This window comes from Pseudarthrobacter sp. MDT3-1 (genome assembly GCF_054510755.1).
In genome coordinates, this window is sequence record NZ_JBTNDX010000001.1 from 117,729 (window position 1) to 140,681 (window position 22,953).

Below are 22,953 nucleotides of genomic sequence, written 5' to 3' on the forward strand. Positions count from 1 at the left end.
TTCAAGAGCGGGCCCTCAGAGGCTCCCAGCCACAGGAGCGGCCTTGGCCCGCATTAGCGGTGCTGGGCAGCACCGCTAATGCGGGCCAAGACCGCACTTACGAATCACGACATGACGCAGGACGTTGCGCAGGCCCAGACCCGGGAGTTTTTGCCCAGATAAAGCGGTTCAAACGCCCCAAACCCGGATTATCTGGACAAAAAACTCGTGAGTTAGACCATCGTGAGCACCATGCCGGGTTCGGCCAGGATGGCGCCAACGTCGGCGAGGAACCTCGAACCCTGCTCCCCGTCCACCAGGCGATGGTCAAAGGACAGGCTCAGCGTCATGACCTGGCGCAGGGCCACCTCATCCTGGAATTCCCACGGCATTTTCCGCACGGCCCCCATGGCCAGGATGGCAGCCTCGCCGGGGTTCAGGATGGGAGTGCCCGCGTCGATGCCGAAGACCCCGATATTCGTGATGGAGATCGTACCGCCGGACAGGTCTGCCGGCGCGGTCTTGCCGGCCCGTGCCGTCTCGGTCAGCCCGGTCAGGGCTGCGGAGAGTTCCAGCAGCGACAGGGTATCCGCGTCCTTGATGTTCGGCACGGTGAGCCCGCGCGGAGTTGCGGCGGCGATGCCCAGGTTCACGTAGTTGAACTGCACGATCTCCTGGCTGACTTCCTCCCACCGCGAGTTCAGCGACGGGTTCCGCCGCAGCGCGATCAGCACAGCCTTCGCCACCAGCGTCAGCGGCGTGAGCTTGTAGCCGGAAAAGGCCCGGCTCGTCTTCAGCTTGGCCAGCAGGTCCATGGTGGGCGTGACATCCACCGTGAGGAATTCCGTCGCGTGGGGAGCCGTGAACGCACTTGCCACCATCGCGGCGGCCGTGAACTTGCGGACACCCTTGATAGGGGTCCTGACTTCCCGCCCACCCTGTGGCGCCAGTCCCGCGGGGAAAACCGAATCGGATACGGCGGAAAGATGGCGTACCGGTGCCGACAATTCGCCGCCGCCAACAAAATTCTGGACATCCTCCCGCGTGATCAGGCCGCCGGCTCCGGTGCCCGCGACCGCGGCCAGCTCGACGCCGAGGTCCTTGGCCAGTTTCCGGACCGGCGGCGTGGAACGTGGACGCTCCGCGGTGTCGGTTTCGACAGGCTCAAGCACAGGGTTTTCGGGTCTGACAGGCTCGGTTTCGACGAGCTCGGTTTCGACAGGCTCAACCACCGGGCCGCGAACAGGCTCAACCGCCGGGGTTGTGAAGGTGCGGGCCCGGCGGGCGGGACGGCCTGAGCTTTCGACAACGGCGCCGTACCCAACCAGGTTCGGCTCGCGTTTCGCGGTCCCCGCTGCAGCAGTGGCCGCCCCGGCGGGCGCAGCCCCTGAAGGTGAGGCGCCGCCGTCGTCCGCTACTTCGAAGGAGACGATCGGCTTGCCCACCTCCACGATTGTTCCCGGCTCTTCATGGAGCGCAGTGATCACGCCCGCGAAAGGTGACGGCAGCTCCACTACGGCCTTTGCGGTTTCCACCTCGGCGATGACCTGGTTCAGCGTCACCGTGTCCCCCACTGCCACCTTCCAGCTGAGGATTTCTGATTCCGTGAGGCCTTCGCCGAGGTCCGGGAGCCTGAATTCCTTGATCATGGTGGCGCTCATCCTTCCAACCCGCTGAGGGAGTTCGGGCGTCCGAGGGCGCGGTCCACGCCGTCGAGGATCCGGTCCAGGCCGGGCAGATGGTGCATTTCGAGCTTGGAGTACGGGTAGGGAATATCGAACCCGGTGATACGGACGGGGGCGGTTTCGAGGTGATAGAAGCACCGCTCGGTAATGCTGGCCGCAACTTCGGCGCCCAGGCCACCGGACTGGCCGGCTTCATGGGTGACCACCAGCCTGCCTGTTTTCCGGACGGATGCTTCAACGGTGGCGTAGTCCACGGGTGCCAGCGAGCGCAGGTCAATGACCTCGATGGAGATGCCTTCGTCGGCGGCCGCGGTTGCTGCGTCCTTGGCCGTCTTCACCAACGGCCCGTAGGCCACGAGCGTCACATCCGTGCCCTCGGTGACAACGCGGGCGGAGTCCATGGGCAGCGCGGTGCGCGGATCGATGCCCTCATCCACTTCACCCTTGTCGTGGTAGCGGCGCTTGGGTTCGAAGTACAGCACCGGGTCATCGGACAGGATGGCCTGCTGGATCACGGTGTGGGCATCCTGCGGGTTGGAGACGCTGACCACGCGGAGCCCCGACGTATGAGTGAAGTACGCCTCGGGCGACTCGGAGTGGTGCTCGGGTGAGCCGATGCCGCCTCCGAACGGGACGCGGATGGTGATGGGCATCTTCACGGCCCCCTGGGTGCGGTAGTGCAGCTTTGCCACCTGGCTCACGATCTGGTCGAAGGCAGGGTAGATAAAGCCGTCGAACTGGATCTCCACCACCGGGCGGTAACCGCGGTAGGCGAGGCCGACGGCGGTGCCCATGATGGCCGACTCGGCCAGCGGGGTGTCCACCACACGGTGGGTGCCGAAATCCTTCTGGAGGCCGTCGGTCACCCGGAAAACACCGCCGAGGGTACCGATGTCCTCGCCCATGAGGATGACTTTTGGATCGTTTTCAAGGGATTTGCGCAGGCCGGAATTGATGGCGCGGGCAAAGGTCATCTGGGTCATCAGCGTGCACCTTCTTCTGAGGTGGCTCCCGCGGGATCGCCGAAGGAAGCCAGGTAACGGGCGTAGTGGTCCTGCTGCCGGTCCAGCCACGAGTTGGGCTCGCTGTACACGTGCTTGAAGATGTCCATCGGCTCCGGATCCGGCATGCCGATGCAGCCTGAACGGAGTTCGCGGGCGACTGACTCTGCCTTGTTGTGAACGTGCTGTTGGACCTCATCCGTGAGGAGTCCTTTGCGTTCCAGCAGGGCCTTGACCCGCAGGATGGGGTCCTTCGCAGCCCAGTCCTCCAGTTCATTGGCGTCACGGTAGCGGGTGGGATCGTCGGCGGTGGTGTGCGGTCCCATGCGGTAGGTGACCGCTTCGATGAAGGTGGGTCCGCCACCGTGCCGGGCACGGTCCAATGCCACGCGCGTGGCTGCCATCACGGCCAGCACATCATTGCCGTCCACCCGGAGGCTCGGAATGCCGAATCCGGCGGCCCGGTCCGCGATCTGAATGTGGGACTGCAACCGCACGGGCTCCGAAATTGCCCAGTGGTTGTTCGAGCAGAAGAAGACCACGGGTGCCTGGAAGCTGGCGGCAAAGACCATGGCCTCGTTGACGTCGCCTTCGCTGGTGGCACCGTCGCCGAAGTATGTCACCGCCACCGAGTCCGCGCCGTCGTTCTGGATGCCCATGGCGTAACCGGTGGCATGCAGGGTCTGCGCGCCGATAATGATCTGCGGGGTGGCCATATTCACGGAGTACGGGTCCCACCCGGAGGAGGCCGTGCCACGCCACACCCGCGTAATGTCCGTCAGGTCCACGCCGCGGCAGTACGCCACACCGTTTTCCCGGTAGCTGGAGAAGACAAAGTCGTCCTCGCGCAGGGCCCTGCCGGAACCGACTTGCGCCGCCTCCTGCCCCAGCAACGGGGGCCAAAGTCCGAGCTCGCCCTGACGCTGGAGGGCGGTGGCCTCAACATCGATCCGCCGGATGACCGTCAGGTCCTCGTAGAGGGAACACAACTGCTCATCCCCGATGTCCTTCACCCAGGGATCGAACTCCGGGTGGCTGATCCGCTCCCCTGCCGGGGTAACCAGCTGGATCAGGTTCCTGTCTGTAGACACGATGGCACGCAACCTTCTCACGTCGTTTGACCGGAGCCTGGGGACTTGTGGTCCCGCCCGCCGCCGGCCGCCCGGGCGCCGTTGCCCCGGATAATTGTGACCCTACTCACAATGCTCAATGGGTACAACCACCGTGGCGGATACTGCGCATAATGCCCTGTTTGCACTGCCCTCACCGTGCTAACGTTGCGCATTATGCAAGCTTTGGATGGCACAGACACACGGCTGCTCTCGGCCCTTGCCCGCGACCCCCGGCGGACCGTGGTGGCGTTGGCCCAGAAGCTGGGGCTGTCCCGGAACACCGTGCAGGCGCGCATGGCCCAGCTGGAGAAAAAACACGTCTTCCTGTCGTTCGAACGGCGTATCAACCCGGCATCCCTGGGCTATCCGCTCATGGCGTTCATTTCCGTCCACGTCCAGCAGCAGAAACTGGGACAGCTGGCCCATGACCTCGCCGGCATTCCGGAAATCCTGGAAGGCTACGGCCTCACCGGCTCTGCTGACCTCCTGCTCCGGGTAGTGGCCCTGGATGCCGAGGACCTCTTCCGGATCAACGGGAAAATCCTGGCGTGCGATGGAGTGGACAGGACGGACACCGCACTGGCCATGAGCGAACTCATCCCGTTCCGCATCCAGCCGCTGCTCGAGCGGGGATCCGGAGACGCTTAGGGCCAGCGGCCCTTATTACCGCCCCGATACCCAGCCCCGGCGGGCTGGGTTATAGGCTGTTCCAAGGTGAATCCATGGGTGCCGTTCAGCGGGTCCCAACAATAAGGCAGGGCCAGTGCGTTGCCGGAAAGGCTCCATCGTGAGCAATCCTCAGGGACCGTACCAGCCGGTCCAGCCGGCGGCCTGGCCCGCGCAACCAACGGGGCAGCCCGGCAACCCCGGGGAGCATGGCGCGCCACCGCTGCCCGGCAACCCGCCACAGCACGGTGCACCCGGACAATACTCGTCCGAGGGGCCGTTCGGCCTGCCCGGACAAGAGCCCCCGGCACAAAGCCGCCGGAAGCTGTGGACCATCCTCGGCGTTGTGGGCGGTGTCCTGCTGCTGGCGGTCGTCGGCGTCCTCATCCTGGTCAACATTGTCAACGGAGCCACCAACCATGCCCGGGGCCTGGCTGACAGCTTCACCAAGCTGGTGATTGCCGGCGACAGTTCCAAGGCCTACGACGACTATCTTGACCCCGCCCTCCATGAGCAGCTGACCAAGGAGGACTTCATCGCCGGTATCAAGACCCTGGAGATGGACAGCACCTGCAAGACTGCCTATAACGAAGTCAAGGCCAGCACCGAGAACGGCACCAAGGCGGCCGACATCGCCGGCCTCATCACCTGCGACGGCGACAAGAAGATCGACCTCATCTACCGCTTCGAAGGCACCGACGAGCTGAAAATGATCAACATCAAGCTCAAGCCCCAGGCCTAGCGCCACACAACGCAAGCCCGCACCCCATCCGCACGGGGACATGGTCCGAATTGCTTCTACGAGGATCCCATCCGGGATCCCGCAGTTTGGCCGGGACATAACGTTCCCGCCTTACCGGAAGGATTCGGGCCATGCGTACTTCTCCGAACCGCCTTGTCGCCACCGTCTTCGGTGCCGTTTATCTTCTTGTCGGCCTCCTGGGTTTCGTGGTGACGTCCGGCATCGGCTTCTTCGCCACGGAGGGCGCCAACCTCATCATTTTTGAAGTGAATCCGCTGCACAATGTCATCCACCTCGCGATCGGCGGCGCACTTCTGTACGCGGGCCTGAAAAGCACGGCCATGGCCCGTACGGTCAACACCGGCGTGGGTGCCGTCTATCTCCTGGTCGGTGTGCTTGGGCTGTTCCTGCTGACCTCGCCACTGAACATCATCGCGCTCAACGGCGCCGACAACGTCCTCCACTTGGCCAGCGCAGTCCTGCTGCTGGGCGTGGGTCTGTCCATGGACAAGTCCGCAACAGCCGTCCGGGCCTAGCCGGCCATGGCTGCCGAGCCAGGAGAGGGATGGGCCGTCCCGGCCGTCCGGCTCTTCGGCGGCTTCGCAGGATTCGGGGCCGGCTCAGTGAACCTCGCCGTTTCCTCAAGCCTCCTCGCGTTGCCGAAAGTGTCCGGCTCCGTCTGGCAGCCAGCCCTGGCGGTCGTCTCCGGCGGCTGGGGAGCGGCCCTGATCCTCTGGACGGTCCTGGCCTTGCACCGCGGACGGATTGTCGGGTCCGGGCGGACCGTGGCGTTCCTGCTGACGGCATCCGGGGCGCACATGGCGGCCCTTGCCTTCAGCAGCGACACGTCCAGCCTTCACCTCAGCCACCTCGCGGCGCTCCTGCTGACGCTCATGATTGTCGCGTCGGGCGCCTGGCTGAAGGGGCGCCGGCTCCGGGGAATGGACGACGACGGCATGGCGCCCGCCGCTGCCCGCCCGGGAATCCTGCTGCTCACCGCTTTCGCCGGTGCCGTGCTGGTGGCCGGAATCGCGACGCCGGGACTCGCCGCTTCCACAGCGGGCCAGTTTGCGGTGCCGCATGGTCAGCACGGCGGTCCGGCCATGCCGGCGGGCCACCATCAGCGCTGACGCCACCGCCTTTTTGCGCTGACGCCACCGCCTTTTTGCGCTGACGCCACCGCCTTTTTGAACGTCGCCCCCAGCTGAGCGTCGCCTGCGGCTCGCCTGCAGCTGGAACGTCAGAGAGCCCCTGTGCCTTTGCGGCATAGGGGCTCTCTGACTGTCAGCCGGTTCCGAAGTCCCAGTTTGCTCCGGACTGTCGGCTTGTTCGGTACTCAGTCATCAATCAGTGGTCCACGGCTTTCTCCGCACCCACACCGGTCAGGGAGCGTACTTCCATCTCGGCCTGCTTGGCCGCGTCCTCGCGCTTCTTGTCCAGCACCGTACCCAGCCAGCCGAGCAGGAACGCCAGCGGGATGGACACAATGCCGGGGTTGCTCAAGGGGAAGAAGGCGAAGTTGGCCCCCGGGATCATGGAGGTCTTCAGGCCGGAAACCACCGGCGAGAAGGCAATCAGGACAATGGCCGAGCCCAGGCCGCCGTACATGCTCCAGACCGCACCCTGGGTGGTGAACCGGCGCCAGAACAGCGAGTAGATGATGGTCGGGAGGTTCGCCGACGCCGCGACTGCGAAGGCGAGCGCGACGAGGAAGGCCACGTTCTGGCCGTTGGCGAAGATACCGCCCAGGATGGCCATCACGCCGATGACCACCACGGTGCGCCGCGCCACCTTAACCTCGGTGTCGGCGTCGGCCTTTCCCTTGGAGATGACGCTGGCGTAGATGTCGTGGGCAAACGACGCTGCGGCGGTGATGGTCAGCCCGGCCACCACGGCGAGGATGGTGGCGAAGGCGACCGCGGAGATGAAGCCCAGCAGCAGCGGCCCGCCCAGGAAGAAGGCAAGCAGCGGTGCAGCCGAGTTGACCCCGCCCGGTGCGGACTTGATGGTGTCGGCACCCACGAGGGCTGCGGCACCGTAACCGAGCACCAGGGTGAACAGGTAGAAGAGACCGATCAGCCAGATGGACCACACCACGGACTTGCGGGCTTCCTTGGCCGTGGGGACGGTGTAGAAGCGCATGAGCACGTGCGGCAGGGCGGCCGTGCCCAGAACCAATGCCAGGCCCAGGGACATGAAGTCGAGCTTGGAGGTGTCAGACTTGCCGTACTGCAGGCCCGGGTTCAGGACAGCCGGGTTGCCGGCGGTTTCAACAGCCGCACCGAGGAGGCTGGAAAGGTTGAAGCCGTAGATGGCGAGGACCCAGAGGGTCATCACGGCAGCGCCGGCGATCAGCAGGACCGCCTTAATGATCTGGACCCAGGTGGTGCCCTTCATCCCGCCGATCAGGACGTACATGATCATCAGGGCGCCGACGACGATGATTACCAAGGCCTGTCCGCCCCAGTCGCTGATGCCCAGCAGCAGGGAAACCAGGCTACCTGCTCCGGCCATCTGGGCCAGGAGGTAGAAGAAGCAGACGACCAGCGTGGAGATGGCGGCCGCGATGCGGACCGGGCGCTGCTTGAGCCGGAAGGAAAGGACATCCGCCATGGTGAACTTACCGGTGTTGCGCAGGAGTTCCGCCACCAGCAGCAGGGCAACCAGCCAAGCCACCAGGAAGCCGATGGAGTACATAAAGCCGTCGTAGCCGTTGATGGCAATGGCGCCGGTGATGCCCAGGAACGAGGCAGCGGACAGGTAGTCGCCGGCAATGGCCGTTCCGTTCTGGGAACCGGTGAACGACCGCCCCGCAGCGTAGTAGTCGGCCGCTGTTTTGTTGTTCCGGCTGGCGCGCAACACAATCACCATGGTGACAGCGACAAACAGGCCGAAGATGCCCATGTTGAGCAGCGTCGTTTCCTTAAGGTCCGCAACGTCTACGGCCGTGGCAATTCCGATCATTTGGTCACTCCACTCACGGCGTTGCCGTCCTTATCAAACTCATGGCCTTCGATTTCGTTGCGGATCTCGGCCGCGATGGGGTCCAGCTTCCGGTTGGAGTAGCTGACGTACCAGCCGGTGATGGCGAACGTGGAGACGAACTGGAGCAGGCCCAGGATCAGGCCGACGTTGATGTTGCCCCACACTTTGGTGGACATAAACTCGACGGCGTAGTCAGCCAGCAGGACATACGCGAAGTACCACAGCAGGAATGCCACGGCCATGGGGAACACAAAGCTGCGGTGACGTTTGCGCAGTTCCTGGAACCGCTCTGTCGACTGGACCTGTTCGAAGTCCACGGACGCCGCTGCGTCCGGAGTGTGGGCATCGTTACCCATCGTTCCTCCTCATTGAGACTTGCTTGGTTCACACGGGCCAGCCTGCGGGCAGGATGCGGACAATGTGACTGCAATCACTCTGCGGTATGGCGGGTGTACATTCCAGAGCCATGGCCGGAACAGTCGCTCAACGGCTACGATGCTGCGACTAACGGCACCCGCCGCTACGCTGGGCACCATGCCGGACTCCCCCCTCCTGACTGCAGCCGCCGTTGCGGTGATCATCTTGGCGATCGCCGTCGTCGTCGGTGTTGGCATCAAGCTGCTCCGATCCTTCCGTGAGCTTGGCACCGACGCCGAACGCGCCACGTACAACACCCTCCACGCTGCATCGAGTGCCGGGCAGCATCTGCGTACGGGCCTCAATCCGGCGGGCGCCGCCAAGGCGAGCCGGCAGCTCAGGAACTTGCTGGGCTGTGATGCGCTGGCCATCACCGATACGGCCGGCGTGCTGGCCTGGGACGGTGCCGCCGAGGAACTGAAGCCCCGGTTGATGGAACTGGCTGCGGACGTCCTGATCGGCGGGCGGACGGCGGTGCTCCAGGCGCGGGACCTGGGGACGGGCCATGCCTCCGGAAGCTTCGCCGCCGTCATCGCGCCGGTCCGTGCGGGCTCACGGGTGGTGGGCGTCGTGGCGGCGTTTGCCCCGGCGGCGGGCGCAGGCCTGGTCCGTGCCACCAGCGAAGTGGCGGACTGGGTGGCCGTCCAGGTGGAGCTGGCTGAGCTGGACGCATCCCGGACGCTGCTGATGGAAGCCGAAGTGCGGGCGCTGCGTGCCCAGATCAGTCCGCATTTCATCTACAACTCGCTGAACGCGATCGCGTCGTTCATCAACACGGATCCGGAGCGGGCGCGCGAGCTGGTGGTGGAGTTCGCTGATTTTACGAGGTACTCGTTCCGGCGCCACGGTGACTTCACCACGCTGGCGGAGGAACTGCGCTGCATCGACCGGTACCTGCTGCTGGAGCGCGCCCGTTTCGGTGACCGCGTCCAGGTCAGCCTGCGGATCGCGCCTGAAGTCCTGAGCACCGTCATCCCGTTCCTGAGCCTGCAGCCGCTGGTGGAGAACGCCGTCAGGCACGGCCTGGAGGCCAAGGAAGGGGCGGGCCACATCACCATCACGGCCAATGATTCGGGCGCCTATGCGGAAGTGACCATAGAGGACGACGGCGTGGGGATGGACCCTGCCGAGCTCCAGTCGATGCTGGCAGGGCACCACGACGGCGACCACGTGGGGCTGCGCAACGTGGACGCCCGGCTCCGACAGGTTTACGGGGACCAGCACGGCCTGGTGATCGAGACAGCCCCGGGCGAGGGAACGCTGATCACCATGCGCGTGCCCAAGTCCCAGCCCGGCCACGACGCCTGAACGCCTGGTTTCCAAGGCGGCTAATGTAGGACCATGATTAATGTCCTCGTCGCCGACGACGAGTTACCCGCCGTGGAGGAGCTGGCCTATCTCCTGGGCAAGGATGACCGGATCGGGGTCATCCACCGGGCCATTTCGGGCACAGAAGCGTTGCGGGCCCTGAACACCGCAACGGTTGACGCCGTCTTCCTGGATATTCACATGCCCGCCGTGTCCGGCCTTGATGTTGCCCGCGCCATCGCGCGCAGCAGCAAGCCGCCGGTGGTGGTGTTTGTCACCGCGGACGAGGACTGCGCCCTGGAGGCGTTCGAGCTTGCCGCCGTGGACTACCTCCTTAAGCCCGTCCGGGCCGAGCGGCTGTCCCGGACGGTGGGACGGATCAGCGAGCTACTGCGCGACGGCGGCGGCCCCGCCCCCGAGATGATCACCGTTGACCAGGGCGGCACCACCAGGATGATCAGGCGCGACGACGTCACGTACGTCCAGGCGCAGGGCGACTACGCCCGGCTGCACACCGCGGATGCCAGCTATCTCATCCGGGTTCCGCTGGCAGACCTGGAGCAGCAGTGGGCCGAGGCCGGGTTTATCCGGACGCACCGGTCCTACCTCGTGGCGCTGAAGCATGTGCAGTCCATGAAGCTGACGGCGGACAAACCCAGCGTCTCGGTGGCCGGTGCCGGCCTGCCCATCAGCCGCCGCCACCTTCCCACGGTCAGGGAAAAACTGGAAGCCACCCGCATCCGGCCGCAGGCATGACCCGGGTCCGCGTCACCGCTCCGCGCTCGGCACCCCGGCCGGCCCGGGAGTCCCGCGAGGCGGCGGAGGAATCCGAGGTGGGGCAGGTCTTCGTCCGCTCCCTGATCCGTTCCCAGCTGCGGCTGGCCGTGGTGGTGGCCATCGGCTTTATGCTGGTCCTGTGCGCGTTCCCGTTGCTGCTGGCAGCCCTACCGGGCCTCGCCGAGACCCGGATCGCGGGGATCCCGTTCGACTGGATCCTGCTCGGTGCAGGCATTTATCCCGTCATCGGCCTCAGCGCCTGGCTGTATATCCGGACCGCCGCACGGAACGAGGCCCGCTACCGGGACCTGGCCGGGGACGAGTGACCACCTCATGAATCCCGCAGTGGGTGTGATCGCTCTCGTGTTGGTTTCGCTGGCAACGGCCGCTATCGGGTTTTACGGCCTGCGGATTTCCCGGACCACGGGCGATTTCTACGTGGCTTCCCGGACCGTCAAGCCATGGTGGAACGCCTCGGCCATCGGCGGGGAGTACCTCTCGGCGGCGAGTTTCCTGGGCGTGGCCGGACTGATCCTGCTGTCCGGTACCGACGCGCTGTGGTTTCCCGTGGGCTACACCGCCGGCTACCTGATGCTGCTGCTGTTTGTGGCCGCACCGCTGCGCCGCTCCGGCGCGTACACGATCCCGGACTTCACCGAGGCGAGGCTGGATTCGCGCGCGGTCCGCCGTGTGACCAGCGTGGTGGTGGTTGTGGTGGGCTGGCTGTACATAGTGCCTCAGCTCCACGGCGCGGCCTTGACCATCCGGATCACCACCGGGCTGCCGGCCTGGGTAGGCTCCGTGGCCGTGGTGGTTGTGGTGTGCCTGACAGTTGTGGCCGGAGGCATGCGCTCCATTACGTTTGTGCAGGCGTTCCAGTTCTGGCTGAAGCTCACCGCCCTTGCCGTGCCCGTCCTCTTCATCGTGTTCACGCTCGCCGGTGACGGGAGCGCCGCCGTGGCCCCCGCCGTCGTGAATCCCACCGGGCTGGCCCCCGCCGGGCCGTACCAGAACATCTCGCTGCTGGTGGCGCTGCTGTTCGGCACGCTGGGACTCCCCCATGTCCTGGTCCGCTTCTACACGAATCCGGACGGACACTCGGCACGGCGGACCACGCTGATCGTGCTCGGGCTGCTCTCCGTTTTTTACCTGTTTCCCACCGCCTACGGGCTGGTGGGGCGGATGTTCGCGCCCGAACTTGCCCGGTCAGGGCAGGCCGACGCGGTGGTTCTCCTCCTGCCGGGGCAGCTGATCGGTGGAACCGCGGGCGACCTGCTCTCAGCGTTGGTGGTGGCCGGGGCCTTCGCCGCGTTCCTGTCCACCACCTCGGGCCTGGTGGTCTCGCTGGCGGGCGTGATCAGCCAGGACGTCCTGGGCGGCAGCGTGCGGGGATTCCGGGTCGCCGCCGTCGTCTCCGCTGTGGTTCCGCTGGGATTTGCCGTGATGACTGATTCCCTGGCTCTGGCGGGCAGCGTGGGCCTGGTGTTCGCGTTTACCGCCTCCACTGTGTGCCCGGTGCTCCTGCTGGGCATCTGGTGGCGGGGACTCACCGATGCCGGCGCCATTGCCGGAATGGTGACCGGCGGCGTCCTCTGCGGCGGCGCCATGGTGTGGGGAACGGTCCTGGGCGCTGCCGGCACGCCCTTCTGGCTGGCCCAGCCGGCGGCGTGGACGGTTCCCGCCGCCTTCGCCGTGACGGTGATTGTCTCCCGGGGCACAAAACACCGGATTCCGCGGACCATGAGCCGCGTCATGACCCGGCTGCACACTCCCGAACGGCCGTTGGTGACCGAACGGTGAGTCCCGTGATCAGCTAACGGGCAGTCAGTCGATGGCCGCCATGAGTTCAACCACGCGGTCCAGGAAGGCATCAACCTGGGTCTCTTCGTAACCGTCCTTGCCCACGGCGGGACGGAAGACCACCCTGCGGACATTGTCCACGCTGAGCGGCTTGTCCTCTTCGAGGTAGCCGATCAGGTCGTAGCAAAGATTGTCCACGTCCAGGGTGTTGTAACTGCGGGCCTTCTTTTTTGACGGGCGCCGGAAGCGCTCGCCGTCAGGCCGGTGGAGGCGGCCCCGGAGGATCCCGGAGAGGCTGCCGATCTCCCGCAGCCAGGCATCCTCGCCCTTGGCGGCGATCAGTTCGTCCCGTTCGCGGCGGGCGAAGGCGTCTTCGAGCCGGTCCAGCGCTGCGTCGACGACGGCGGCAGCGTAGCCTCCCTTGACCGGGTCAAAGGAGACGCTCCGGACATCGGCGCTGGTGACGGCGTGGATGGCGGCCTTCGGCGTCTCGAGTGCCACCCTGGCCCGCTGGAGGAACTGGTCCACCTGTTTGGCGTTGTACCCGAATTCGTTGCCCCGCACGCGCTCAAACGACGCGGGGATTTTCCGTTGAAAGTCCAATGCCACTGTTGTTCCTTTGTTGCTTCAGCTGGGTCAGGTTACGCACCAGTCTATTGGCGCTGCCGGCGGTCCGGCGAAGATAGTCCGAGAGGGTCGCGTCAGACGCCCGCAACCAGTGCGAACAGCACAAAGGCCACGGGACAGGCGAAGACGATGGAGTCCAGGCGGTCCATGACGCCCCCATGTCCGGGCAGGATGCTGCTCATGTCCTTGATCCCGAGTTCACGTTTGACCATCGACTCGGCCAGGTCTCCTGCGGTGGATGCTGCAACGACGCCCACGGCGAGGACCACACCGACCCACCAGGGTTTGCCCAGCAGGAGAATGCTGGCAAGGATGCCGATCAGCATGGCCCCGGCAATGGAGCCGGCGAAGCCTTCCCATGATTTCTTGGGGCTGATCTTCGGGGCCATGGGGTGTTTGCCCAGCGATGCGCCCACGAGGTAGCCGAACGTGTCGTTCGAGACGACCAGCAGCAGCATCACGGCCACCTGCCAGGCCCCGGGCGGCACGGTTCCGCCAGGCCAGAGACCCACCGGGGTGGCGACGCCGACGGCGTGCAGCGGCAACGTGGCGAAACTGATGAAGAACGGGACCCAGCCCAGCGTGAACACGCCGGCAAAGATGCTGTTCGCTGATCCGGCAGGGTTCTCCACTGAACGCCAGAGGAGGACTGCCACGCAGCTCAGGAGCATGGCGAAAAGCAGGCTCTCAAGACCGCCGAGATAGGCGGCGAACGGCATGGCGACTGTACCCACCATGACCGGGACGATGGGCATCCTGGTCCCGTTCGCCTCCAGGGCACGGAAGATCTCCCAGACTCCGAAGACCGCGAACCCTGTGGTGACAGCCACGAATCCGAGCGGGAGGAAAACCAGGCCGCCCAGCACGCCGATCAGCATGGCCAGGCCCACCACAATGGCTGCCGGAAGATTCCGGCCGGCCTTGGGCGTCGGATTGCTCCGCAACTGTTTCCCCCTGGTGCGCGCCCTTTGGGTGGGCGCCTGCTCTGCCTGGCTCATCAGACTTCGAGCAGCTCTGCTTCCTTGCGCTTGAGCAGCTCGTCGATGCCGTCCACGTGCGATTTGGTCAGGCCATCCAGTTCCTTTTCGGCGCGGCTGCCTTCGTCCTCGCCGGCTTCGCCGTCTTTGACGAGCTTGTCCAGCGTTTCCTTGGCCTTGCGCCGGATGTTGCGGATGGAGATCTTCGCGTCCTCGCCCTTGGTCTTGACGATCTTGACGTATTCCTTGCGGCGTTCCTGGGTCAGGTCCGGGATGGTGATCCTGATGACGTTGCCGTCGTTGGAGGGGTTGGCGCCCACCTCGGAATCACTCAGGGCCCGCTCGATGTCGCGCAGTGCGGTTTTATCGAACGGCGTGATGAGGATGGTGCGCGCGTCCGGAATGGCGAAGGAGGCAAGCTGCTGCAGCGGGGTGGGCGAACCGTAGTAGTCCACCAGGACCTTGTTGTAAAGGCCCGGATTTGCCCGTCCGGTGCGGATCGAGGCGAAGTCTTCCTTGGCTACCTCTACCGCCTTGTCCATCTTCTCTTCGGCTTCGAGCAAGGTTTCTTCGATCACTGTCTCTCCTCAGAAATCAGTGCAGTCCGGGTACCGGTTCCCTGCACAATCTTGGTTCATGGTTCCTGGTTCCATTGTTGCCCGGTTGCGGGCATGGAACCGTGCTCAGATCATCCTAGCTGCAGCTACGGGGTCACCAGGGTACCGAGCTTTTCGCCCAAGATGGCGCGGGTGACGTTCCCTTCGCCTTCCATCCCGAAAACCACCATGGACAGGTTGTTGTCCTTGCACATGGTCATCGCGGTCTGGTCCATGACCCTGATGTCGCGGCGCAGGGCGTCGTCGTAGCTCAGCGTGTCCAGCTTCTCGGCAGTGGGGTCCTTCTTGGGATCCGCGGTGTAGACGGCGTCCACGCCGCTCTTGGCCATCAGAACGACGTCCGCGTGGACCTCCAGGGCGCGCTGGGCGGCCACTGTGTCCGTGGAGAAGTACGGCAGGCCGGCTCCGGCGCCGAAGATGACCACTCGGCCCTTTTCCATGTGGCGGATGGCCCGGCGGGGAATGTACGCCTCGGCGACTTGCCCCATGGTGATGGCGCTCTGGACGCGGGTTTCAACGCCGGCCTGCTCCAGGAAGTCCTGCAGTGCCAGGCAGTTCATGACGGTGCCGAGCATGCCCATGTAGTCGGCGCGCGAGCGGTCCATGCCGCCCTGGGACAGTTCCGCGCCGCGGAAGAAGTTGCCGCCGCCGACGACGATGGCAACTTCCACTTCGGGGACCGCTGCGGCGATCTGCTTGGCGACGTCGCGCACAGTGTCGGGATCAACGCCCAGCTTGCCGCCGCCGAAGACCTCGCCCGACAACTTCAGGAGGACGCGGCGCCTGCTTTTCTCTGGCTGGCTTGAAGAATTGACGGCTTCCATGGGTGCCTTCCCGTTGGTGAACTCTGAAAAAGGTTATCGTGCCGGGTGGCCAAAGGTCTCATCGGACGTTTCGCCGGTGCATGCAAAAGGGGCGGCCACCGAAGTGGCCACCCCTTTGCGGATTCGACTAGGAGCCGACGCGGAAGCGTGCGAAGGACGTGCCCTTGACGCCGGCCTCTTCGAGGACCTGCGCCACAGACTTCTTGGCGTCCTTGGCGAAAGCCTGGTCAACCAGGACCTCACCCTTGTAGAAGCCCGTAACGCGGCCTTCCACAATCTTGGACATTGCGGCCTCGGGCTTGCCTTCAGCCTTGGCGGTCTCTTCGGCAATGCGACGCTCGGACTCGACAAGGTCGGACGGAACGTCTTCGCGGGTCAGGTAGTTCGGGGACATCGCTGCGATGTGCACTGCAATATCGTGTGCGGCGGTGGCAGCGGCTTCGCCTTCACCCTCAACAGCGAACAGGACGCCGACCTGGGCCGGGAGATCCTTGGACGTCTTGTGCAGGTATGCGTCAACAGTGCCGCCCTCAATGCGGGACAGCTTGCGGACAACAACCTTTTCGCCGAGGATTGCGCCTTCTTCGACGACAACCTCGGACAGCGGCTTGCCGTCAACTTCGATGGCCAGGAGGGTGTCGAGGTCGGCAGCGCCGGACTCCACAGCCACGGCCAGGACCTTATCGGCCAGCTGGATGAACTTGTCAGCCTTGGCGACGAAGTCGGTCTCGCAGTTGACCTCGATCATCACGCCGACGCCGTTGCTGACCTTTGCGGCCACCAGGCCTTCGGCGGTGGAGCGGCCTTCGCGCTTGGTAGCGCCCTTGAGGCCCTTGATGCGGATGATCTCGATGGCCTTTTCGGCGTCACCGTTGGCTTCGTCAAGAGCCTTCTTGACATCCATCATGCCGGCGCCGGTGCGCTCGCGCAGAGCCTTGATATCAGCGGCAGTGTAGTTCGCCATGTGAACCCCTCTGTCTAGAAAATGTATGTGGTGTACGGACCGACAGGACAGCGGCTCACCGGGTGAGCCGCCATCCTGTCAGGTGCTCCGGCGCTGCAGGCAGCGCCGGAGAATCCGGATTTACTAGTGTTACTTGTCAGCGTCGGCGGCGGGAGCCTCGGCAGCAGCCGGAGCTTCCTCGGCAACCGGAGCAGCTTCTTCGGCTGCCGGAGCAGCTTCTTCGGCTGCCGGAGCGGCAGCTTCTTCAGCAGCCGGAGCAGCCTCAGCGGCAGGTGCTTCTTCAGTCTTGCTGCCTTCGAGGAGTTCGCGCTCCCACTCAGCCAGCGGCTCTTCCGGAGCTTCCGTGGTGCCCGTGGCGCGGTTGTGGCGGGCGATGAGGCCCTCAGCAACGGCGTCGGCGACAACGCGGGTCAGCAGGTTCACGGAGCGGATGGCGTCGTCGTTGCCCGGGATCGGGAAGTCGACTTCGTCAGGATCGCAGTTGGTGTCCAGGATGGCCACAACCGGGATGTTCAGCTTCTTGGCTTCGTCAACGGCCAGGTGTTCCTTCTTGGTGTCCACGATCCAGAGCACGGAAGGTGCCTTGGTCAGGTTGCGGATACCGCCGAGGTTGGTTTCCAGCTTGGTGAGTTCACGGCGAAGGAGCAGCAGTTCCTTCTTGGTGTACGCGGAACCGGCGACGTCGTCGAAGTCGATCTCTTCCAGTTCCTTCATGCGCTGGATGCGCTTGGAAACGGTCTGGAAGTTGGTCAGCATACCGCCGAGCCAGCGCTGGTTCACGTAAGGCTGTCCAACACGGGTAGCCTGCTCAGCGATGGATTCCTGGGCCTGCTTCTTGGTGCCGACGAAGAGTACGGTGCCGCCGTGTGCAACGGTGGCCTTTACGAACTCGTAGGCGCGGTCGATGTAGGACAGCGACTGCTGAAGGTCAATGATGTAGATGCCGTTGCGCTCCGTGAAGATGAATCGCTTCATCTTCGGGTTCCAACGACGGGTCTGGTGTCCAAAGTGGACGCCGCTGTCAAGCAGCTGGCGCATAGTTACGACGGGCATGCCGGCGCTCCTTCCGGCAGGTCATTCATGAGAGAGCCTTTCAGGCCCTCTTACCCTGCCAATAGTTGACGGTTAATTAGCGTGGCCCAAGGCGGGCCGTGCTCCTGGCATCCATTGCGACTCTCATCAGGACCGCGAGGCCCTGACCGCAAGAGACACAATCCTCCTCATACAAAGCCGGGGCTTCAGATTTGGAGGGCTGGATACGCGTAGTCAGTTGCTGCTCCCCCGCATTCCTGAATGAGGCGTGCCGACGCAAGCGTTGAGGGCACAGCAAACTGCTCCACCAAGTGTACAACAGGAGCCAATAGCCGAAGGACAACCCCAAGGCCTTCGACGGGCGTTTTCCACATGGCCGAAGTGCGCACTCCCGCTGCGGGATCCGGCACGCAAAGCTGGGTTTATGAAAGCAATACTTGCCCTCGCCGCTGTGCTGCTACTACCGGCCGCGGCGGCTCCAGCGCCGCGCGCCTCCTGGGAGTGGCCGCTCTCCCCCAGGCCCGCGGTGCTGCGCGCCTTTGACCCGCCGGACAAGCCATGGATGAGCGGGCACCGTGGCGTGGACCTTGAGGCGACGCACGCCGGCGTCCCGGTCACCTCGCCGGAGTCCGGCACCGTCAGTTTCGTGGGAGTAGTGGTGGACCGCCCCGTGATTACCATCGATCACGGGGGCGGCCTCCGCAGCAGTTTTGAGCCAGTCGGAAGCCCGCTCACGGCCGGGGCCGTGGTGGCGAAGGGCGAGATCATCGGAACGCTGCAACCCGGGCACTGCGGCGCTCTTGCCTGCGTCCACTGGGGCGTGAGGCGGGGGGACGCCTACGTCAATCCGCTCGAATTCGTCACCGACCTCCGCCCGTCCATCCTGCTGCCCCTGGGGCTGGACACTGGCTGACCGCCGAGCGCTGACGGCTGACGGCTGACGGCTGACGGCTGACGGCTCTAGACGATCGCCGAGATCCCGGTGATGGCGCGGCCGGTCACGAGGGTGTTGATCTCGTGGGTTCCCTCATAGGAGTAGATGGCTTCAGCGTCGGCAAATATCTTGGCCATCTCGAAGTCGGTCACGATGCCGTTGCCGCCCAGGAGGCTACGGCCGATCGCCACGCTCTCGCGCATCCCGGCGGTGGTGAATGCCTTGGCAAGGGCGGACTGTTCGTCCTTGGCCTGGCCGGCATCCTCCAGCTGGGAAAGCCGGACCATCATGCCCATGGAGCTGACTGCGTTCCCGAGGATCTGTACCAGCTGGCTTTGGACGAGCTGGAATGATGCCAGCGGGCGGCCGAACTGGTGGCGTTCCACGGCGTAGCGGCGGGCCACGTCGAAGGCTGCCAGCTGCTGTCCGACTGCCTGCCAGCCGACGGACAGCCGCGTGACCTTCAAGACCTTGTTGGTGTCGCGGAAGCTGTTGGCGCCCGCCAGCTTGAAGAAGTCCGGAACCACCACGTTCTCCAGGACGATGTCCGCGTTCTGTACGGTCCGAAGGGAGATCTTGTTTTCAATCTTGGTGGCGCTGAAGCCGGGCAGCGCCGTATCCACAAGGAATCCCTTGACCTGGTTGTCGGCGAGGTCCCGGGCGTAGACGACCACCCAATCCGAGAAAGTAGCGTTGCCGATCCAGCGCTTGGCGCCATTGAGGATCCACGTGTCGCCGTTCCGCTGTGCTGTGGTGCGCGTGCCGCCGGCTACGTCGGAACCTCCCAGAGGCTCCGTGAGGCCGAACGCGCCGATCTTCTTCAGCGAATAGATATCCGGGAGCCAGGCGTCCTGCTGTTCCTGGGAAGCCAGGGCTTCGATGGAGCCGGTAAACAGCCCGTCGTGCACGCCCATGAAGGTGGCGATGGAGGTATCGGCGCGCGTGGCCTCGGCATGGACCAGGCCGGCAAACAGGTTGGAGTAGCCCTGGCGCCGCACAGGGCTCACCAGGTCGATTTCGGCCAGCTTGGGAATGAGCTCCATGGGGAACTCGCCGCGGTTCCAGCAGTCCACGGCAATCGGCCGGACTTCGCGGGCGAGGAAGCCCCGGATCTCGGCGAGCCGGTCCTGCTCCTTGGCGGTGAGAAGCTGCTCGAAGGCGAAGAAGTCGCCGTCGGCGTACGGAAGGTTGTTGATGTCAACAGAGGCTTTGGACATTTGGTTCCCTCGCAAAGATCAGCAGCGCGGACAGGCCAGCCATGGCAGGACAGGCCGGGACTCAGCGGCTCGGTAAGTTACTGGTCAGTAACATACCGCAGATTGCGGGAAAACGAAAGAAACCGCGGCCGACGATCTCTCGTCAGCCGCGGTTCCACGATGGTTTGGTTCCTGCGGTGTCGTGCTTGGGTAGGGCTACTCGGACTTGAACCGAGGACCTTAGGATTATGAGTCCCGCGCTCTAACCAGCTGAGCTATAGCCCCCCTGCCCTTGCCGGCGTGGTCCGCGGAGGACTTCAGCTTCAGCAGGGCAAAAACACTCTAGCAAACAGTGGCGGGCATCAGGACCACACAGTCAGGGCGCCGGGGTCCGGGCAGGCTTGAGCGGGCCACTGCGAGACCGCTGTCAGAGGGCTTTGTCGTCGTAGCTTGCACCCCGGTAGAGGTCCTCGAAGGTCTGTAGCGTGCCCTCGATGCTGTGCGGTTCCACCATCCGCCGGCTGGCCTGGCCCATTGCCGCCCGTTCCTCGGCCGGCAGCTGGAGGATCCGCATGATCTTGGCTGCGAGGTCGTCGCTGTCGTTGGGTGTGAACAGATAGCCGTTCTCGCCGTCGCGCACCAGGTGCGGCAGTGCCATGGCATCCGCCAACAGGACGGGCGTGGAGGCAGACATGGCCTCAAGGGTCACCAGTGACTGAAGCTCCGCGGTCCCCGGCATGCAGAACAGGTCCGCCTTGATGTAGGCCTCCCGGAGGTCCTCATCGCTGGCCAGTCCCAGGAATTTCACCCGCTCCCCCAGTCCGAGCCGTTCCGCCTGCGCTTCAAGAGCGGCGTGGACTTCGCCGCCGCCCACAATTTCCAGGTGGACGTTGAGCTCCGCGGGGGTCTTGGACACGGCATTGATGAGCACGTCCACGTGCTTTTCCTCGGCCAGGCGCCCCACAAACACCACTGTTGGATGGGCGTGCGGTTCGATCACTTCGCCGGGCTGCAGCTCATAGGCTGCGGAGTCAATGCCGTTGGAGAGTGGGAGCACCTTGTGCAGGAAAGCGTGCTGGTGCATGGCCTTGGCCGCCAATGGTGTGGGCGTGGTGACGACGTCAGCCTGCCCCATGACCTTGCCCATGTCCTTCCAGGAGATCTTGCCGATGATGTCCTTGAACCACTGCGGGAACGGCAGGAACGGGTTCAGGTTCTCCGGCATGAAGTGGTTGGTCGCCACGATCCTGATGCCCCGCTTCGCCGCTTCGTAGAGGACGTGCTCGCCGATCATGTAGTGGCTCTGGATGTGCACCACATCGGGCTTGATCCGATCGAAAAGGAGGCCGATCTCCTTCTTGATTTCCCAGGGGAAGCAGATGCGGAAGTACTCGTGCGTGAAGACCCCGTGGGAACGGAGCCGATGCACGGTGGCCTCGGAGCGGAACTCGGTGAAGCTCGCGCCGTCGTCCGCACGGCAAGCCAGCACATGCACGTTGTGGCCGCGTCCGCTCATACCGTTGGCCAGCCGGTAGCTGAACTGCGCGGCCCCGTTGATGTGGGGCGGATACGTATCCGCGGCGATCAGGATGGTCAGGGGAGGCTGGTCAGAGGGCGTTGTCACGTGAAGAGCTCCTGAAGGTCACGGCACGGGCAGCTGTCGCTGGCCGCACCGGTTGGCCGCCGGCACGGTAGCGCGGGGCCTCTTGGAATCGGCTGGTCATGAAGGTGCGCGAGTTGGGTAACAAGCTAGTGGGACGCCCTGCCCGCCGCCTTCCGCGCATCTTTCCTGCGCTTGGTGACCTCGGGATGGTGCCTGGAAAGGGCGATCACCCCCACGATAGCAAGCGAAGCAGCCGTAGCCATGGCAATCGCCATCACGGCGTGGACGTCCGGGCGCAGCTCGCCCAGGATCACGATGCCGATGGCGATGCCCACGATCGGGTCGATGACCGTCAGCCCGGCGATGACAAGGTCCGGCGGGCCGCCCGAGTAGGCGCTCTGCACAAACCAGGAACCCAGGCCGCCGGCCGCCGCGATGGCCACCACCGAATACCACTGGACATTGAGCAGCGCCAGCCCGTTGGGGTCCAGCAGGTGCTTGCCGATGATGCGCGTCAGCACCGCGACAAAGCCGAACAGGACGCCGGCGCCGAGGATGTAGACAAACGCGCTCATCCGGCGCCGGAACATGACCGCCAGGGTGCCGAACACGCCGACGGCCAGTGCCAGCAGCAGCACGATGGTGAGCTCGTCCTCCTGGCTCACATGGTGGTTCTCCTGCGTCACGTTGACGGCGAGCAGGACAAAGAGTGCGGAACCTGTCACGCAGGCCGCGATGGACACCATGGTGGCCCGGTTGATGGTGATGTCCTGGTCGCGGGCGTTCACCACGGTGGTAATGACCAGCGCAATGGCGCCGATCGGCTGCACCACCGTCAGCGGCGCGGAGACCAGTGCCACCGCGTTCATTCCCATCCCGAGGCACAGCAGGAGAAGTCCCACCACCCACCGCGGATTGCGGAGCAGGCGGAGGAAGCCGTTTGAACTCAGCGCCAGCCCGCCGGTGTCGGCTTTGACGGCGCTCCCCTGCTTCTGCGCACCCAGGGCAAGGCAGAATGCCCCAAGCACCGCCAGCAGGACCGCCACCCATACCATCAGGCGGTGCCGCCGTCGTGATGGGACTGCTGACGGCCCTTCCGCAGAATGGCCCAGAAATAGTTGTACGCGGCAATCCAGTGGCCGGTGAGCCCAAGTCCCAGCACGATCCAGGCTGCAATGTACAGCGGCCCGGCAAACGGGGTGTTCAATCGCGACAGGACCAGCAGGGGTGTGCCCAGGAGCAGGAGTCCGGTGCGGACTTTGCCCACACGGCTCACTGGCAGGTCCGGGTGGCCCCGGAAGTAGGAGAGCGTCAGCACCAGGAGCACGGCGTCAGGCACCAGGAGTGCGGCCAGGTACAGCCAATGGACGACGCCGGCAATCACCAGGGTGACCGCCACCGCGATCAGGGCAAGCCGGTCAGCCAGCGGATCCATGACGCGGCCGAGCTTGGACGCCTGGTCGAAGCGGCGGGCCACGTAGCCATCAATCCAGTCGGTTCCCGCCATGACCACCAGGACCACAACGGCGGTCCCATATTCCTTCTGGGCCAGCACGAGCCAGACAAAAAGTGGTACGCCCATAAAGCGCAGCACTGTCAGGGCGTTGGGGATGGTGAAGACGCGGTCGTGGTCAACCTGGGGGCGGCCGGGCCGCGCACCAGCGCCGATGAACCTCAATCCGTCCCCCTTCCTTAGAGCCCAGTGTG

The 22,953-nt window shown here is 64.9% G+C and carries 24 protein-coding genes and 1 tRNA gene; 9 read left to right on the plus strand and 16 right to left on the minus strand.

Features of this window, described 5'->3' with window-relative positions; all coding sequences use genetic code 11:
* Positions 1-212: 212 nt before the first annotated feature.
* From ACX80X_RS00565 to pdhA, 3 genes are read right to left on the minus strand one after another with little or no spacing between them, the layout of a single operon-like run.
* Positions 213-1,640, minus strand: coding sequence for a dihydrolipoamide acetyltransferase family protein (locus tag ACX80X_RS00565; RefSeq protein WP_252613676.1), 1,428 nt, complete (start codon positions 1,638-1,640; stop codon positions 213-215).
* Positions 1,637-2,647: an alpha-ketoacid dehydrogenase subunit beta gene (locus ACX80X_RS00570; protein ID WP_058929524.1), complete on the minus strand. Its 1,011-nt coding sequence runs from the start codon at positions 2,645-2,647 to the stop codon at positions 1,637-1,639. Before ACX80X_RS00570 ends, ACX80X_RS00565 begins: the two co-directional genes overlap by 4 nt.
* Positions 2,647-3,756: a pyruvate dehydrogenase (acetyl-transferring) E1 component subunit alpha gene (gene pdhA, locus ACX80X_RS00575; RefSeq protein ID WP_252600002.1), complete on the minus strand. Its 1,110-nt coding sequence runs from the start codon at positions 3,754-3,756 to the stop codon at positions 2,647-2,649. Before pdhA ends, ACX80X_RS00570 begins: the two co-directional genes overlap by 1 nt.
* A gap of 195 nt (positions 3,757-3,951) precedes the next feature.
* On the opposite strand from pdhA, the gene ACX80X_RS00580 reads away from it, so the two are divergent.
* From ACX80X_RS00580 to ACX80X_RS00595, 4 genes are all read left to right on the plus strand, one after another.
* Positions 3,952-4,425: an Lrp/AsnC family transcriptional regulator gene (locus ACX80X_RS00580; RefSeq protein WP_058929526.1), complete on the plus strand. Its 474-nt coding sequence runs from the start codon at positions 3,952-3,954 to the stop codon at positions 4,423-4,425.
* A 139-nt stretch (positions 4,426-4,564) separates the two neighbouring features.
* Positions 4,565-5,185 carry a hypothetical protein gene (locus ACX80X_RS00585; protein WP_252607875.1) on the plus strand — a complete coding sequence of 207 codons (621 nt, stop codon included), beginning with the start codon at positions 4,565-4,567 and terminating at the stop codon, positions 5,183-5,185.
* A gap of 131 nt (positions 5,186-5,316) precedes the next feature.
* Complete coding sequence (locus ACX80X_RS00590; protein ID WP_252564878.1) at positions 5,317-5,721, plus strand: DUF4383 domain-containing protein; 405 nt, start codon at positions 5,317-5,319, stop codon at positions 5,719-5,721.
* A gap of 6 nt (positions 5,722-5,727) precedes the next feature.
* The gene (locus ACX80X_RS00595) at positions 5,728-6,315 is read left to right on the plus strand and encodes a hypothetical protein (RefSeq protein ID WP_252607874.1); all 588 of its coding nucleotides are present in this window, start codon (positions 5,728-5,730) and stop codon (positions 6,313-6,315) included.
* Between the two features lie 217 nt (positions 6,316-6,532).
* On the opposite strand, the gene ACX80X_RS00600 is transcribed toward ACX80X_RS00595, so the two are convergent.
* Together ACX80X_RS00600 and ACX80X_RS00605 are read right to left on the minus strand one after the other, a co-directional pair.
* Complete coding sequence (locus ACX80X_RS00600; RefSeq protein ID WP_252599999.1) at positions 6,533-8,149, minus strand: solute symporter family protein; 1,617 nt, start codon at positions 8,147-8,149, stop codon at positions 6,533-6,535.
* On the minus strand, positions 8,146-8,526 hold the full coding sequence (locus ACX80X_RS00605) for a DUF485 domain-containing protein (protein ID WP_252599998.1): 381 nt from the start codon (positions 8,524-8,526) through the stop codon (positions 8,146-8,148). The genes ACX80X_RS00600 and ACX80X_RS00605 overlap by 4 nt, the downstream gene beginning before the upstream one ends.
* Positions 8,527-8,704: 178 nt before the next feature.
* Here ACX80X_RS00605 and ACX80X_RS00610 point away from each other — a divergent pair, with 178 nt between their 5' ends.
* From ACX80X_RS00610 to ACX80X_RS00625, 4 genes are read left to right on the plus strand one after another with little or no spacing between them, the layout of a single operon-like run.
* Positions 8,705-9,895, plus strand: coding sequence for a sensor histidine kinase (locus tag ACX80X_RS00610; protein WP_252607873.1), 1,191 nt, complete (start codon positions 8,705-8,707; stop codon positions 9,893-9,895).
* 33 nt (positions 9,896-9,928) lie between these two features.
* Positions 9,929-10,651 carry a LytR/AlgR family response regulator transcription factor gene (locus ACX80X_RS00615; RefSeq protein WP_058929530.1) on the plus strand — a complete coding sequence of 241 codons (723 nt, stop codon included), beginning with the start codon at positions 9,929-9,931 and terminating at the stop codon, positions 10,649-10,651.
* Positions 10,648-10,998 (plus strand): DUF485 domain-containing protein, encoded by a 351-nt coding sequence (locus ACX80X_RS00620; RefSeq protein ID WP_252599996.1) that lies wholly within the window; start codon positions 10,648-10,650, stop codon positions 10,996-10,998. The genes ACX80X_RS00615 and ACX80X_RS00620 overlap by 4 nt, the downstream gene beginning before the upstream one ends.
* 7 nt (positions 10,999-11,005) lie before the next feature.
* Positions 11,006-12,472 carry a sodium/solute symporter gene (locus ACX80X_RS00625; protein ID WP_252599995.1) on the plus strand — a complete coding sequence of 489 codons (1,467 nt, stop codon included), beginning with the start codon at positions 11,006-11,008 and terminating at the stop codon, positions 12,470-12,472.
* Positions 12,473-12,496: 24 nt separating this feature from the next.
* Here the strand turns inward: ACX80X_RS00625 and ACX80X_RS00630 are convergent, their stop codons facing one another.
* From ACX80X_RS00630 to rpsB, 6 genes are all read right to left on the minus strand, one after another.
* A complete protein-coding gene (locus ACX80X_RS00630; protein WP_252607872.1) occupies positions 12,497-13,081 on the minus strand; it encodes a DivIVA domain-containing protein in 585 nt (194 codons plus the stop codon).
* A gap of 92 nt (positions 13,082-13,173) precedes the next feature.
* On the minus strand, positions 13,174-14,097 hold the full coding sequence (locus ACX80X_RS00635; protein WP_252599993.1) for a phosphatidate cytidylyltransferase: 924 nt from the start codon (positions 14,095-14,097) through the stop codon (positions 13,174-13,176).
* Positions 14,097-14,654 (minus strand): ribosome recycling factor, encoded by a 558-nt coding sequence (gene frr, locus ACX80X_RS00640; protein WP_056348274.1) that lies wholly within the window; start codon positions 14,652-14,654, stop codon positions 14,097-14,099. The genes ACX80X_RS00635 and frr overlap by 1 nt, the downstream gene beginning before the upstream one ends.
* Before the next feature lie 125 nt (positions 14,655-14,779).
* Entirely contained in the window at positions 14,780-15,517 is a 738-nt protein-coding gene (gene pyrH / locus ACX80X_RS00645; protein WP_252599992.1) for a UMP kinase, read from the minus strand.
* A 127-nt stretch (positions 15,518-15,644) separates the two neighbouring features.
* Positions 15,645-16,481, minus strand: a complete 837-nt coding sequence (tsf, locus tag ACX80X_RS00650) for a translation elongation factor Ts (RefSeq protein WP_141139971.1) — start codon at positions 16,479-16,481, stop codon at positions 15,645-15,647.
* 129 nt (positions 16,482-16,610) lie between these two features.
* Complete coding sequence (gene rpsB / locus ACX80X_RS00655) at positions 16,611-17,534, minus strand: 30S ribosomal protein S2 (RefSeq protein WP_459310942.1); 924 nt, start codon at positions 17,532-17,534, stop codon at positions 16,611-16,613.
* A gap of 403 nt (positions 17,535-17,937) precedes the next feature.
* Between rpsB and ACX80X_RS00660 the strand changes: the two genes are divergently transcribed.
* Positions 17,938-18,426 (plus strand): murein hydrolase activator EnvC family protein, encoded by a 489-nt coding sequence (locus ACX80X_RS00660; protein ID WP_252599990.1) that lies wholly within the window; start codon positions 17,938-17,940, stop codon positions 18,424-18,426.
* Positions 18,427-18,473: 47 nt separating this feature from the next.
* Here ACX80X_RS00660 and ACX80X_RS00665 read toward each other — a convergent pair whose 3' ends face one another.
* The 5 genes from ACX80X_RS00665 to ACX80X_RS00685 form a co-directional block, all read right to left on the minus strand.
* On the minus strand, positions 18,474-19,664 hold the full coding sequence (locus ACX80X_RS00665; protein ID WP_252613681.1) for an acyl-CoA dehydrogenase family protein: 1,191 nt from the start codon (positions 19,662-19,664) through the stop codon (positions 18,474-18,476).
* Positions 19,665-19,854: 190 nt separating this feature from the next.
* Positions 19,855-19,928 (minus strand) — tRNA-Ile (locus ACX80X_RS00670).
* Between the two features lie 142 nt (positions 19,929-20,070).
* On the minus strand, positions 20,071-21,267 hold the full coding sequence (locus tag ACX80X_RS00675) for a glycosyltransferase (RefSeq protein WP_459310944.1): 1,197 nt from the start codon (positions 21,265-21,267) through the stop codon (positions 20,071-20,073).
* Positions 21,268-21,392: 125 nt separating this feature from the next.
* Positions 21,393-22,301 carry a DMT family transporter gene (locus ACX80X_RS00680; RefSeq protein ID WP_459310946.1) on the minus strand — a complete coding sequence of 303 codons (909 nt, stop codon included), beginning with the start codon at positions 22,299-22,301 and terminating at the stop codon, positions 21,393-21,395.
* Complete coding sequence (locus ACX80X_RS00685) at positions 22,301-22,924, minus strand: CDP-alcohol phosphatidyltransferase family protein (protein WP_252599986.1); 624 nt, start codon at positions 22,922-22,924, stop codon at positions 22,301-22,303. Before ACX80X_RS00685 ends, ACX80X_RS00680 begins: the two co-directional genes overlap by 1 nt.
* Positions 22,925-22,953: the final 29 nt, after the last annotated feature.